This is a genomic window from Nocardia vulneris, assembly GCF_001613425.1.
GTDB lineage: Bacteria > Actinomycetota > Actinomycetes > Mycobacteriales > Mycobacteriaceae > Nocardia > Nocardia vulneris.
On record NZ_BDCI01000023.1, the window covers coordinates 466,505 to 481,563 of the forward strand.

Annotated in this window: 5 protein-coding genes; all 5 read left to right on the forward strand. The window is 70.4% G+C overall.

All coding sequences use genetic code 11. The annotated features are described in order from the left end of the window. The first annotated feature begins 70 nt into the window (after positions 1-70). Positions 71-4,231, forward strand: coding sequence for a non-ribosomal peptide synthetase (locus NVU01S_RS26515; RefSeq protein WP_043664453.1), 4,161 nt, complete (start codon positions 71-73; stop codon positions 4,229-4,231). Between the two features lie 28 nt (positions 4,232-4,259). Continuing rightward, entirely contained in the window at positions 4,260-5,267 is a 1,008-nt protein-coding gene (locus tag NVU01S_RS26520; protein ID WP_244467107.1) for an ABC transporter substrate-binding protein, read from the forward strand. A gap of 155 nt (positions 5,268-5,422) precedes the next feature. Next, the gene (locus NVU01S_RS26525; RefSeq protein WP_043664448.1) at positions 5,423-7,093 is read left to right on the forward strand and encodes a condensation domain-containing protein; all 1,671 of its coding nucleotides are present in this window, start codon (positions 5,423-5,425) and stop codon (positions 7,091-7,093) included. After that, complete coding sequence (locus NVU01S_RS26530) at positions 7,090-11,418, forward strand: non-ribosomal peptide synthetase (RefSeq protein ID WP_043664446.1); 4,329 nt, start codon at positions 7,090-7,092, stop codon at positions 11,416-11,418. Before NVU01S_RS26525 ends, NVU01S_RS26530 begins: the two co-directional genes overlap by 4 nt. Positions 11,419-11,576: 158 nt before the next feature. Continuing rightward, positions 11,577-15,023, forward strand: a complete 3,447-nt coding sequence (locus NVU01S_RS26535; RefSeq protein ID WP_043664443.1) for a non-ribosomal peptide synthetase — start codon at positions 11,577-11,579, stop codon at positions 15,021-15,023. Positions 15,024-15,059: the final 36 nt, after the last annotated feature.

Consider the following 15,059-nt stretch of genomic DNA (forward strand, 5'->3'; position numbering starts at 1 on the left):
TTGGGTGGGGGGTGCTCGCGGCTCGGACCGCGAGCCGGGAAGCGACGCTCAACCGGGGGGTGAAGGAATCATGTCGACCATTGCCAACACCCCGAACCGCCTGCGGGACAGTCGATCCGATCGGCCATCGCACGAAATCAGCGAGGGTGCGCGGTATCCGCTGTCGGCCGCGCAGCGCCGGGCCTGGTTCCTGCAGACCCGCGATCCCGCGGACACCACCCTCAATATCTGTGTCGCGTACCGTTTGACCGGTCCGTTGGTCGTGCCCCGGTTACGGGCCGCGCTCAGCGCGGTCGTCGCGCGGCACGACATTCTGCACACCACGTACGGTCTGGCCGCCGACGGCGAACCGTTTCAGGCCGTGCGACCGGACGTACAGCCGTCCTGGCAGGAACACGACCTGTCGGAGCTGGCCGAACCGAGCCGGGCCCGGCGCTCGGAAGTATTGGCGCGCCGCGAATTCGGCCGTCCCTTCGACCTGGCCGCCGAGGCGCCGCTGCGCTGCACCCTGGTGCGCACCGGCGCCGAGGAGTTCGTCTTCATCCTGGTCGCGCATACCATCTGCTGGGACGACGACTCGTGGAGTGTGCTGCGCACCGAACTGAACGCCGCGTACAACGGCGCCGAGCCGCTCGCCGGTCCCGGCACCCAGTTCGTGGATGTCGCCGTGCTCGGCGAGGCGACCGGCACACCCGCGGACGCGGCGGTCGACTACTGGCGCCGCACCCTGCGTCCGCTGCCCGAGCCGCTCGAGCTGCCGGGCAAGCCGATCGTCGCGGATACCGAGAACCGCCGGACCGGGCGCAGCGTGCTCGCGGTACCGCCCGAGCTACTCGCGCGGGTATACGCGTTCGCGGGCGCACACGACTCGACGCCGTTCGCGGTGGCGCTCGCCGCGTTCCACGCGCTGATCCACCGCTACACGGCGGCAACGGATTTCCTCGTCTCAGTGCCCGTGTCCACCCGGGATGCGTCCGCGGTCTCGGTGATCGGGTACTTCGGCAACACGGTGCTGCTGCGTGCGGCGGTCCGGCCCGGCGACACCTTCACGGAGTTCGCCGCGGACGTACGGGACACCTGTGCCGCGGCGTTCGCGCACCAGGAGGTCGGCATCGACCGGGTGATCCGCGAGATCAACCCGGACCGCGGCAACGGCCGCGACGGCCTGGAACAGCTGCTACGGGTCGGCTTCGGCGTGCGTGAGGCGCCCCGCGGATTCGAGTTCGACGGCATCACCGCCACCGGACTGGACCTCGGCCGCTCGGTGCCGCAGGTGCCGTTGCGGGTCACCGCCGTGTTCGACGTGCACGGTGTCCACCTCGAGGCCGAGTACTGGACCGACGAGGTCGAACACGGGCTGGTCGAGCAATTGCTCACGCACTACGTCCGGCTGCTCGGCAGCGCGCTGGCCGCGCCGGGTGCACGCGTCGGTGAGCTGGATATGTATGGCCCGCAGGACCGTTCGCGACTGCTGGCACAGTCGCACGGCCTGCTGGTGGACACCCCGGCGAGCACGATGGTCGCGCTGTTCGAACGTGCCGTCGCGGCCACGCCCGGCGCAGCGGCGGTGCTGGTGCCGCGCCATGACGGTGCCGACGACGTGGCACTGTCCTACGACCAGCTCAATCGTCGCGCGAATCGATTGGCGCACTGGCTGATCGGGCAGGGGATCGGTCCCGAGGACGCGGTCGCGCTGCGCCTGGGCAATTCGGTCGAGTTCGTGGTCGCGGTGCTGGCGGTGCTCAAAGCCGGTGGCGCCTACCTGCCGATCGATCCGGCCGACCCGGACGAGCGCATCGAGGAGTTCTACCGAGACGCCCGCCCGCGGCTGGTTTTCGGCATGGTCGAGTTGGTGGCCGCGGAAGAGTCCGCGGTCGGATTGCCCGATCACGATCCGGCCGATCCGGAACGGGTGCGCCCGCTGCGCCCCGGCAATCTCGCCTACCTCATCTACACCTCGGGATCGACCGGAAAGCCCAAGGGCGTAGCGGTTTCGCACGCGGCGATCGCCGAGCACCTGGACGGCTTCCGCGCGGAATGGGGGATGACGGCCGAGGACCGGCTGTTGCAGTCGTCGCCGGTGAGCTTCGACGCGTCGCTGCTGGACATCTTCGTCACCTTGACTGTCGGTGCGTGCCTGGTGATTCCGAAGCCCGCCGCGTTCCGCGACATCCCGTACGTCGCCGACCTGATCACCCGCTGCGGGATCACCGTGCTGCACATGGTGCCGTCGACGCTGAGCACCTTCCTGCTGCTGCCCGAGGTGAGCGAATGGCGTGCGCTGCGCCATGTTCCGGTCGGCGGCGAGGCGTTGCTCGGTGAGGTGGCCGATCGCTTCGCGGGGGTCTTCGACGCCGAACTGCGCAACCACTACGGTCCGACCGAAGCGGTGGTCTCCGCGACGCATATGCCTGTCGACGGTCCGCAGGGCACCCGGATCGTGCCGATCGGCGTGCCGAACCGCAACGTGTACTGCTACCTGCTCGACGAGCGATTGCAGCTGGTGCCGCACGGCGTCGTCGGGGAAATCTATTTGGGGGGAGCGCAATTGGCGCGGGGGTATCTGCATCGGGCGGGACCGACCGCGGACCGTTTCGTCGCCGATCCGTTCCTGCCGGGCGCGCGGCTGTACCGCACCGGCGATCTGGCCCGGCGCGGGGCCGACGGCGTGCTCGAATTCGTCGGCCGCGCCGACGCGCAGGTGAAGGTGCGCGGGTTCCGCATCGAACTCGGCGAGGTGGAGGCCACCATCGCGGCGCATCCCGGCGTCGGGCACTGTGCGGTGGTCGCGGTGGCCGACCGCTCGATCGGGACCATGCTCGCGGCCTACGTGGTGCCCGCCGCCGATGACCTCGACCTCGACCAGGTGCGGGCGCGGGCCGCCGCGAGCCTGCCCGAATACATGGTGCCCGCGGCGTTCATGCTGATCGACGAGATCCCGCTGACCAAGCACGGCAAGCTCGATCGCGACGCGCTGCCGGAGCCGGTCCGGATCGCGCACGGTTATCGAGAACCGGGCACCGCCACCGAGATTCGGCTCGTCGAGCTGTATCAGGAGATCTTCGGCATGGACCGGGTCGGCGCCGACGACTCGTTCTTCGACCTCGGCGGGCATTCTTTGCTGGCCAACCGGTTGGTGCCGCGGCTGCGTGCCGAATTCGGGGTGGAGATCGACGTGCGGGTGGTTTTCGACAATCCGACGGTGGCCGGGCTGGCCGCGCTCATCGAGGCGACTCCCGTTGCTGCGCCGGAGGAATTGACCGCCGCAGAACGCGAGCGCGTGCTCGGCGAGTGGTCCACCGGCGTCGACCTCGCCGATGTGCCCGACCTGGCCGAGGTCATCCGCGGCGGTCACAGCTTCCCCAGTAGCCGTCCTGCGATCCGTTGCGGCACAAAGTCGTTGACCTACGGCGAGTTGTTCGCCCGCTTGGCTGCCGGTCGCCCCGACGAACTCGCGCCGACCGACGACGTGGCCGAGCGCCTGGTGCGTTTGGTCACGACGCTGCTCGATGCCGAGGCGGAATCGGGTGCGCAGGCCTGCGTCCTGCCGCCCGTCGCGGCCTTGGCGGTGGCGGTCGCGGATCGTCGTGCGGTGGCCGCGGACCGGCGATGCCGAAACGCCGACCCGGCCTACCACGCACGGGATGTGCGACTGCTCGCGGTGCGCCGCATCGATGCGCGTGCGGCGGTCGAACTGTTCGCGGCCCTGGCCGATGGCGCGCAGTTGATCGTCGCCACACCGGCGCAATGGTCCGATCCCGCCGAATTGGCGGCGCTGATCCCGGAATTCGCGGTGACCCATGTCGTCACCGAGGTCGGCACCGCGGCCGGGATCGCGCGGGCGGCCGCCGCGACGGTCTGTCGCTGGGATCTCACCGGAACCGACACTGCGCCAACGCTTCCCGCGTTGCTCGCGACGGCGGCACCGGGCTCGGTCGGTACCGTGGCCTACGCGGTGCCGGAGTATGTGGGCGCGGTGGCGCGCGGACCGCTGGACGGCACCGGGCGGGTGCGCCCGATTCCCGGCGCCCGGGTGCTGGTGCTCGACGAGCGCGGCAGGCCGGTCCGCCCCGGGGTGCTCGGCGAGGTCTTCGTCGGCGGCGCGGCACTGGGCCGGGTGGGTGACGCGGCGGCCGGCCCGTTCCTGGCCGACCCGTTCGCACCGGGGTTGCTGGTGCGCACCGGCGATCGTGCATCCTGGACCGACGATGGTTGGCTGGTGTTTGCTTAGCCTTACCTTTTTGCGGCAAGGATCGGATATGAGGAGTGACGGAATGAAGCTGGGCCGAAGAACGGCGGGACGGGGTCGCGGCATGGTCGGCCGCGCTGTCGCGGTGCTCGCGGTGGGTCTGCTGCTGACGTCCGCCGCCTGTGGTTCCGACGACAAGAGCGACGACGCGTCCGGTGCGGTGACGATCACGCATTCGCTGGGTGAGACCGCCGTCAGCGGCACCCCGAAGCGCATCGTCACCCTGGGCAACCAGTGGCTCGACGCCACGTTGGCGCTGGGTGTGACACCGGTCGGCTACGCGGACAACGTCTCGATGGGCAGCAAGTCGAAGGTGCCGTGGGTGCCGGATTCGCTGAACGAGGCCAAGGTGCTCAGCATGGGTTCCGACGTGGTGGAGCAGATCGCCGCGCTGGAACCGGACCTGATCCTGGTGCCCGGCTTCATGGTCGACAAGGCGATGTACGAGAAGTTGTCCAAACTGGCGCCGACCATCGGACCGGTGACGCCCAACGCGCAGGTCGACCAGTGGTCGGATCAGCTCGCGACGCTCGGCAAGGTGCTGCACCGGCAGGCCGACGCGGACAAGGTGGTCGCCGACGTCAACGGGCGGATCGACGGGGTGGCGCACCGGTATCCGGGCTTGCGCGGCAAGACCTTCCTCACCTGCATGCTGACCGGCCCCGCGCAGTTGATGGTGCTGGCCGACCCGAAGGACGGCTCGGCCACGCTGTTCAATCGGCTCGGCATGTCGATCCCCGAGAAGATCGCGCAGGAGGCGCCCGCCGGCGGCCGGCTGGCGCTGTCGCCGGAACGGTTGGGCGACTTGACCTCCGACATGCTGGTCTGTGGCGCGCTGCCCGCGTTCGAGGAGAAGTTCAAGCGGCTGCCCGGCTACGACGCGTTGCCGTCGGTGCAGCGCAACGGCATCGCGTTCGTCGACGTGACGACGATCAGCGCGATCAATACCCCGACACCGCTGTCGGTGCCTTTCGTGCTGGACAAGCTGGATCCGACGTTCGCGGCTGTGAGCAAGTAGGCACGGCTGGTCCGCTGACCACAGCTGGTTTAGGATAGGCTAACTTTAATCCGGGGGTGGGTAGCTACGTGCTGTCCACCCCCGATTGGTTGATCGGTAGATAGTGGCCGCGGCGGTTTCCCAGGTGATTGCTGCGGTGCTCGGAAGGATCGAACATGTCGGATTCGCTGGTGCGAAACGTGCACAGGGCCACCACCACTGGTGATCGTGGCACCCCGCTGTCACTCGCGCAGCAGGCCGTGCTGCTGCCGGAACGCCTGCGGCGCACCGCCGCCGCGAATCTGTTCGTCGCGCTGGAGGTCACCGGCGATCTGGACGACGAGGCGTTCGAGCAGGCGGCCATCGCGATGCTGACCGAGCACGAGATTCTGCGCACGGTCTTCCCTGACGACCGCCGCGTGCCCTATCAGCGCGTGGTGGCCGTGCCGGACACCGTGGTCGAGACCGTCCGCATCGAGCAGGACGGACTGGACTCCGCGCTGCGCTCGGACGCGGTGCACCGCTTCGACCTGGTGCACGACCTGCCGATCCGGCTGCGGCGCTATGCATTGCCCGACCGCGCTGTCGTTTCGATCACGGTGCATCCGGTCGCCGCCGACGACCGCACGGTGGATCTGCTGGCGGCCGGGCTCTTCGCGGCCTACGAGCACGGCCAGGCCGAGCCCGCCGCGGCGCAGTACCGCAGCCTGGTCGCGGCGCAACTGAAAGCGCTGGGCGGCACCGCCGCCGACGACCCGGACCTGGCCTACTGGACGGCGCGCCTCGCGGATCTGCCCGACCGCGCGACCCCGATCCTCGACGATGAGCCCGGCGCGGAAGGCCCGCGCCGGTCCTTCCGTCTGCCGCGGCCCGCGTTCGACGCCTTGCGTGGCGAGCACGACGCGACCGTGGTCTTCGCCGCGCTCGTGGCCAGGGCGCTCAGCGAAGCGGGTCTCGGCGACGATGTGCCGGTGGGTGTGCTGGAGCCCGCGCAGCAGGGCACAGTACTCGGCAATACCGCCAATCAGCTGGTGTTGCGGCTGGATTCGGTGCGGACGGGCACCCCTCGGGAACTCGTCGGCGCGACCGCGGCCTGCGCCACCGAGGCCCGGGCGCACGCGCAGACCAGGATCGAACGGCTCACCCATCAGCTGAAGGGCACCGGCGCGGTGGTGACCGGCGCGCTCTTCCAGGTGCTCGTCGGGGTGCGGGCAGATGGGCCGATCGCGCTCAGCACGGGCGAATACACGGTGCGCGAACTGCACCGCCGCACCGCCCGCCCGTACGGGGTCGACCTCGTCGTGGATATCGCGATCGACCCCGACGGCGCCACCGTCACCCTCGAGTTCCCGGCCCTGTCAGGCCGCCGCGCGCTCGACGATCTCGCCGCCCATCTCGAAAGCCGTTGCGCGGCATGGGTCGATGGCACCGACGTGGCGATCGACACGGCACTGTTCACCGAGCCGGGCGCGGCCGGTGATCTCGCGGGCGGCCCCGGGCTCGGCGGCGCACCGCAGACCGACGCCGAACGCGTTGTGGCGGCGGCGATCCGGAAGGTGCTCGAGCTCGACGAGGACGACGAGGTCGGCCGCGCGGACACCTTCTTCTCGCTCGGCGGCGACTCGATCGCCGCGCTGCGCCTGGTCACCGACCTGGCCGAGCAGGGCTACGTGCTCGACGTGCAAACCGTTTTCGCCTTCCCGACGGTGCACGAACTCGCCACGCAGCTGGCCGAGGGCGAGCCCGCCGCGGCGGCGCCCGCTCCGGCTGCCGCGGCGCCGATGAGTGCGTCCGGCTTGGATCCCGCCGCGCTGGCGGCGCTCGGCAAGAAATTCGGCGCGAAGTGAGCACCGAGATCCTCGACGTCGTCGCGCTGTCGCCGCTGCAGCGTGGCCTCTATTCGGTCAGCACCATGTCGGGCGAGGTCGATCCGTACCTGGTGACATTCGCCGCGCGGATCGACGACCTGGCCGACCTTCCCGGTCTGCGGGCGGCGTTCGACGCAGTGCTGCAACGCTATCCGCACCTGGGCGCGGCCGTGCTGACCGACGGCCTGCCGCACCCGGTGCTGGTGATCACCTCGGACGGGCGGATCGGCTGGCGCGAGGTGGATCTGCGCGAGACCGCGGACCCGGAAGCCGCCGCCCAGCAGCTCTATTGGGACGAAGGCCGGGTGCGCATCGACCTGGACAACGGTCCGCTCTTCCGGGTGACCGTGGCGCGGGTCGCCGAGCACTCCTACGAATTGATCTGTACCGCACACCACATCGTGGTCGACGGCTGGTCCATCCCGTTGATCTTCGCCGATCTGATCGCGTTGTACGGCGGTGGCGGATCGGCGCTGCCGCCCGCCCCGCCGCTGCGCGAGCACGCGGCCTGGTTGGCCGGCCGCGACACCGCGGCCTCCATCGCGGCCTGGACCGAGGCGCTCGCCGGGCTGTCGCCGATGCCGATGCTCGCGCCGCCCGCACCGGGCGACATCCCGGTGCTCGGCACCGCCGAATTCGACCGCGCGGAAACCGAACTGGTCGCCGACTGGGCCCGTTCCCAGGGCATCACCATGAACACCGTGTGCCAGATGGCCTGGGCCCGGGTGCTTTCCGGCCTCACCGGACGTGACGACGTGGTGTTCGGGCAAACCACCTCCGGGCGCGACGCGTCGCTGCCCCACGCCGATCGGCTGGTCGGCGCGCTCGTCACCACCATTCCGGTGCGGGTGCGGATGGACGAGCGCTCGCCCGCGCGGATCGGTGCCGAGCTGCAACGCACCGTGGCGCAGCTGCGGGCGCACGAATACCTGGGCATCGCCGAGATCACCAAACACGCCGACGTGGGACAGCTTTTCGACACGCTGCTGGTCTTCGAGAACACTCCGCTCGGCGAGATCACCACCTCGATGCAGTTGACGGGTGGCGCCACGATGCGGCCGCGCCGGATCGATTCACCCAGCCACTATCCGATCGCGGTGGTGCCGGTGCTGGAGGACCAGCGGCTCATCACCCGGGTCGAAATCCGCCCCGACCTGGTGGACCGATTCGATCCGGATCAGCTGGCGCGCCGGGTGCTCGCGGTCATCCGGCGGCTGGTCGACGCCGAGCGCGGTTGCGATATCGACCTTCTGCTCGCCGGCGAACCCGCCGCGCTGACCGTCGCGCCGCAGCCGCCGGTGCCGTACGCCTCGGTGCCCGCGGCTCTGCTCGCCGCCGCGGATCGAGCCGGCGAACAGGTAGCCGTGATCGATGCGGCCGGGGCGCAGTCCTTCGCGGAATTCGGTTCGGCCGTACAGACTTTGGCTGCCGGACTGCGCACTGCGGGGGTGCGGCCCGGCGCCGCGGTGGCGGTCGTACTGCCCCGCGATCGCCGAGTGTTGCACGCGCCGTTCGCGATCGGCCTCGCCGGTGCGCTGTGCGTGCACGTGGACCCCGCGACGCCCGCGGACCGGCTGGCCTACATGTTCGAGGTGGCGAACGTCGGCGTCGTGCTCGGCGACGAATCGCTGGCCGACACCTTGCGGCTCGTCCGTGAGCAGGGACGTGAGTTCGTGCACGCGGTACCGGACGCCCGCGGTGTGCTGCGGGTGCTCGGTGCGTCCGGCCCCGTCGAGGCGAATGTGCCGGTGCCGCAGCAGGATCGGAACGCGCCCTGCTATGTGGTGTTCACCTCCGGCACCACGGGCCGCCCGAAAGGGGTGGTGGTTCCGCACGGTGCGCTGCTGAATCACTGGTCGAACCACGAGCGCCGGATCTTCGCGCCGCTCGCCGCGCAGTCCGGGCGGCAGCTGCGGATCGGGCACGGCTGGTCGACCGGTTTCGACGCCGCCTGGCAGCCGACGGTCGCGCTGCTCAGCGGGCACGCGGTCGTCTTGCTCGGGGACAAGGTACGCACCGACGCGGAGCAGATCGTCGCGGCGATCGAGCAGCAGCGCATCGACATCTTCGACACCTCGCCGTCGATGTTGAACCGGTTGATCGCGGCCGGCCTGTTCACCCCGCGACCCGGCCCGGCCGAGCCCGCAGGGGAGTCCTGCCCGCTGCTGGTGCTCGCGCTGGGTGGTGAGGCGATCAGCCAGGACACCTGGACGCGGCTGCGCCGGCTGCCGACCACCCGGGTCATCAACTTCTACGGCCCGACCGAGACCACGGTGGAAGCCCTGATGGCCGACGTGCACGAGCACGCGGCGCCGACGATCGGGCGCACCTTCGACAACCTGTCGGCCGAGGTGCTCGACCATCGTCTGCGTCCGGTGCCGCCGGGCGGTCACGGCGAGTTGTACCTCTCCGGTGCGCAACTCGCGCTCGGCTATCTCGGCAGGCCGGCCACCACGGCGGCCGCCTTCGTCGCCGGCGGGAGCGCAAGGCGCTACCGCACCGGCGATCTGGTGCGCCGGACGGCCGCGGGCACGGTGGTCTACGAAGGTCGCATCGACAGCCAGGTCAAGATCAACGGTTACCGGGTCGAGCCCGACGAGGCGACGGTCGTGCTGCGCGAACTCGACGGCGTAACGCACGCCGCCGCACTGGCTTTCGTGGAGAACGGCCGGACCCGGCTGGGCGCCCTGGTGGTCGCCGAGCTGTCCGTTGCCGAGATCCGCGCCGCCCTCGCGCAGCGCCTGCCCCGCTTCCTGGTGCCGACCCGGATCGTGCACGTCGAACAGATCCCGTTGAACCGCAACGACAAACTCGATGTCCACGCCGCGACGGCGCTGCTGCACGCACCGGTCACCGATGCCGTGGTGGCCGAGCCCGCCACCGAGACCGAGCGGACCCTGCTCGGGCTGATCGCCGCGATGGGCGAGGGGCGTACGGCGGCGGTCGGCGTGCTGGACAATCTGGCCGACCTGGGCATCGACAGCATCGGCATCATCGATCTGGTGTCCCGGCTGCGCGGTGCGGGCTACCGAGTCACCGCGAAAGACGTTGTCGCCGCTGGGGATCTGCGCGAACTCGCGAACACGCTGGACACCGCGACGGGCGACGTCGCCGAGGCCGCGCACACGCCCGCGGGCACCGTCCTTCCGCTCACCGCGCTGGCGCACGAGATCATCGCCAACGGTGACTATCGCTACCTCGCGCAGAGCCAGGTGATCACGCTGCCCGACGACGCGACGGTCGAACTGGTCGTGGCACGGGTACGAGCCTTGGCCGCGGCGCACCCGACCCTGCGTTCGCGCCTCGACACCGAAACGCACGACACCCCGGTGCTGATCGTCGAGGAATCCATCGACGCGGCAACGTGTTCGGCAGTGGTCAGCGACACCGCGGCGGACCCCGTGGCGTGCCTGGCCGAGACCGTGGACCGGCTCGATCCGGCGGCGGGCCGCATGCTCGCCGCTACCGTGCTGGACGGCGGGCCGGGTCGGCGCCGGCTGCTGCTGTCCATCCATCACCTCGCCGTCGACGTGGTCTCCTGGTTGATCCTGGTCGATGACCTGCGCAGGCTCGAACAGGGCGAACTTCCGCTGAACGAGCAACCCCGCGAAGCGGATCCGACCTCGGCGCCGGCCGCGCCGCTGCCGATTCTCGGTACCGCCCTCGGCGGCCGGTTCGCCGATCCCGCGACCGACCGCGCGGGCAAGGTGATCCAGCGGGTGCGCGAGCTCGGACCCGAGCCCACCGAGCGATTCCTCGCCCGGTGCGCCGAGACCGGGATCCCGTTGGAGGACATGCTGATGCTGGCCTGCGCGCGCACCTTCGCCGACAGTGCCGACGCCGCGGGCCGAGTCGCCCTGACCAGGGAGTCGCACGGCAGGCCCGCCGAGGACGACACCCGCCAGGTCGGGTGGTTCACGGTGGAGGAGACGGTCCTGGTGCCGGTGACCGACCTCGGCGGCTGGACGCCGGGTGCGGGGCCGCTGCCGTTGGACGAGCGCACACTCGCGGCGCGCGGCCAACTGCGGCTCAATCATCTGGGCCGGTTCGACGTGCTGAGCTTCGGTTCGGGACCGTGGTCACCCGCACCGCTGGCGGAATTCACCGCGGAGTTCGGTATCGCGGGTCACCCGGATCTGCCGGTGCGGTTCACCGTCGACGTGATGACGGCGGTCGTGCCGCGCGACGGCAGGCCGTCGCTGGTCGCCCAATTCGACGTGAATTCGGCGGTTCTGGACGAAGCGGACACCGATGTCCGGGTCGACCGTTGGGCCGCGGTACTGACCGAACTCACCGCTGGGTGAGCCGGTAACCGGCTATGTGCCGGTGACTAGACATAGCAAATAGGTTAGGCAAACCACACTCTGCCTCTGGGCGCCCTCCGTGGGTTACGATGCCTTGAGGTTAGGCAAGGCTTGCCTCTGCGGTCCGATGGGCTGTTTCTCGGCTGGTGAGGAGTCTGATGTTCGGCAAGGCTGAACTGCGCGACATGGTGGCGGCGGATCTCGGCGTAGCACCCGAAACGGTGGGTTACGACGACGATCTGGTGAGCCTGGGCATGCATTCGATGAAGCTCATGCACCTGGCCGCCAAATGGCGCAAACAGGGCTACGAGGTGCGTAGTTCGGCCCTCGCGCTGAATCCGACGATCGCCGGCTGGGCGGAGTTGCTGGGAGTGAGCCAGGCGGTCGAGGAGATCGCGCCCGCGCCCGCTCCGGCCGCCGAAACCGCCACCGAGACGGACGAATTCGCGTTGGCGACGATGCAGCATGCCTACTGGGTGGGCCGTCGGCAAGATCAGCGGCTCGGCGGGGTCGCGGCACACCTCTACGTCGAATTCGACGGCCGTGGCCTGCAGGCCGATCGGATGCGGCGCGCGGCCGAACGTCTGGTCGCGCACCACGCCATGCTGCGAGCCCAGTTCCTGGACAGCGGTACGCAGCGGATCCTGCCTGCGCCGTTGGTGCCGGTCTGTCACACCCTCGACCTGAGCGCGCACGCCGCGGCCGAGGTCGAGGCCGCGCTCGACGGCATCCGCCAGGACAAGAGCCACCAGCGCATGGACGTCGCGGCGGGCCAGGTGGTGGACATCGCGGTGACTGTGCTGCCCGACGGCGCGCATCGCCTGCACCTCGACGTAGACATGGTGGCCGCCGACGCCCAGAGCTACCGGCGCATCCTGGACGACCTCGCCACGCTCTACGAAGCCGACGACGACGCACTCGAGCCGCTCGGTTTCACCTTCCGCGATTACCTCGCCGCCAAAGCGCGCACCGCCCCGGACAATTCCGCCGACGCGCAGTGGTGGGCGCAGAAGGCGCCGACGCTGCCCGATATCCCGTCGCTGCCGGTGGTGCCGGAGAACGAACGGCCGGACCCGTCGCGCAGCATCCGCCTGCACCACTGGTTCGACGCCGGGGAGAAGGCGCGGCTGCAGCAGTACGCGCACGGCAACGGCGTGACGCCCGCCGTCGCGCTGGCCACCGTGTTCAGCGAGGCCATCGCGCGCTGGTCGGCGCAGCAGCGCTTCCTGCTGAACCTGCCGTTGTTCGCGCGCGAGCCGCTGCACGACGACATCGACCGCGTGGTAGGCGATTTCACCAACTCCGTGCTGGTCGACGTCGACGCGCGCACCACCGAATCGATGGTGGCGCGGGCGAAGCGATTGCAGCGCGAACTGCACACCTCGGCCGTGCACTCCGGCTACGAGGGCTTGGACGTACTGCGCGATCTGGGCAGGCTGCGCGGCGCGCCGGTCACCCCGTCGGTGGTGTTCACCTCGGGCCTGGATCTGGGAGAGTTGTTCTCCGAGCGCGTCACACGCGTGTTCGGCGAGCCGGTCTGGATCCTCTCGCAGGGACCGCAGGTCGACTTGGACGCGCAGGTCGTCGAGCTCGCCGGCGGCTTGCTCGTCAACTGGGACATCCGCCGCGACGCGTTGCCCGCGGGCGTCGCGGCGGCGATGTTCGCCGAATTCCGCGACACGCTCACCGCACTCGTGCGGCCGGACGCGGACTGGTCCGCCGAGCTGGCACTGCCGCTGCCGCAACCGCAACGCGCGGTGCGTGACTCGGCCAACGACACCGCCGCCGAGCTGAGCGCGCGCACCCTGCACGACGCGTTCTTCGCACTCGCGCAACAGCATCCGGACCGCGTCGCGCTGCGCTGGCGCGACGGCGGGTCGGCCGGCTACGGGGAACTGGCCACCCAGGCGCTCGCGGTCGCCCGTGCACTCGCCGATGCCGGGGTCACCTCCGGCGACACCGTGGCCGTGGTGGTGCCGAAGGGGCACCGGCAAATTCCCGCTGTGCTCGGTGTGCTCGCCGCGGGCGCGGCCTACCTGCCGATCGGCGTCGATCAGCCGAGTGCGCGCCGGGATCGGATCCTCGCGCGCGGTGGCGTGCGGGTCGCGATCGTCGACGATGCCCAGACCCTGCCCGATCCGGTGACCGGAATCGCGCTCACCGACGCGCTGGCCGGGCCCGGCCTGGACCGGCCGGTGGCCACGACGCCGGACGCGGTCGCCTACGTGCTGTTCACCTCCGGATCGACCGGTGAGCCCAAGGGGGTCGAGGTGAGTCACCGTGCGGCCGCCAACACCATCGACGCGATCGGCGCCCGTTTCGATCTCGGGCCGGACGATCGGCTGATCGGGTTGTCCGCCTTGAGCTTCGACCTCTCGGTGTACGACATCTTCGCGCCGTTGTCGCTGGGCGGGGCGCTCGCCTGTGTCGACGCGGAGACCGAGCGCGACGCCGCCGCGTGGGCCACCCTCATCGCGGAGGCCGGTGTGACCGTGCTCAATTGCGCGCCGGGCCTGATCGGCATGCTGCTCGATCTCGCCGCGCCCGAGCAGCTGCGGTCCCTGCGGCTGGTGCTGACCGGCGGTGACAAGGTGAACACCGAACTCGCACAGCGGATGCGCGCGCTGGTGCCGGGCTTGCGCTTCGTCGGCCTCGGCGGCACCACCGAGACCGCGATCCACTCCACCGTCTGTGAGGTCACCGACGATTTCCCGGCCGCGTGGGTCAACGTGCCCTACGGCACGCCGCTGGCCAACGTGCAGTTGCGGGTGGTGAACGAGCGTGGCGAGGATTGCCCGGACTGGGTGCTCGGTGAACTCTGGATCGGCGGCACGAGTGTCGCCGACGGCTACCGCGGCGACCCGCGACGCACGGCGGACCGCTTCGTCCAGGTCGACGGCGTGCGCTGGTACCGCACCGGCGATCTGGCCCGCTACCTGCCCGACGGCACCGTCGATTTCCTCGGCCGCGCCGACCATCAGGTCAAGATTCGCGGCTATCGGGTCGAACTCGGCGAGGTCGAGTCGGCGCTGCACGGGCTCGCCGCGGTCCGCGAGGCCGTCGCGCTGATCACGCCCTCCGGCCGGCTCGCCGCCGCGGTGACCGCCGCCGCGCCGGTCGAGCCCGCCGAACTCGCCGAGCAACTGCGAGAACTGCTGCCCGGCTACATGATTCCCGAGGTCGTCGAGGTGCTCGACGCGATCCCGCTGACCGCCAACGGCAAGCTCGACCGCGCGGCGGTGGGTGCCCGGTTCGCCGATGACGCCGACACCCGCAATGTCTATGTGCCACCGGCGAACGAGGTCGAAGCCGCGGTCGAATACATCACCGCCCAGGTGCTCGGCGTCGATCGGCTCGGCGTCGAAGCCGACTTCTTCGACGTCGGCGGCAACTCGATCCTGGCGACCACGCTCACCGGTCAGATCCGCGGGCTGCTCGCGGTGCAGGGGTTCGGCGTCACCGGCGTGCTCGAAGGTCGCACGGTGCGCCGGATCAGCGCGGGTCTGCTCGCCGCCGAGCCGGCACCGGACCGGCTGGTCCAGGTGGCGCGAATCCTGCTCGAGCTGGCCGAGATCGACCTGCCCACGCCGGCGGCCCTGGTGTAGCGCGGAATGTGTTGCCGCACCGGTTGTTTCGAGAAC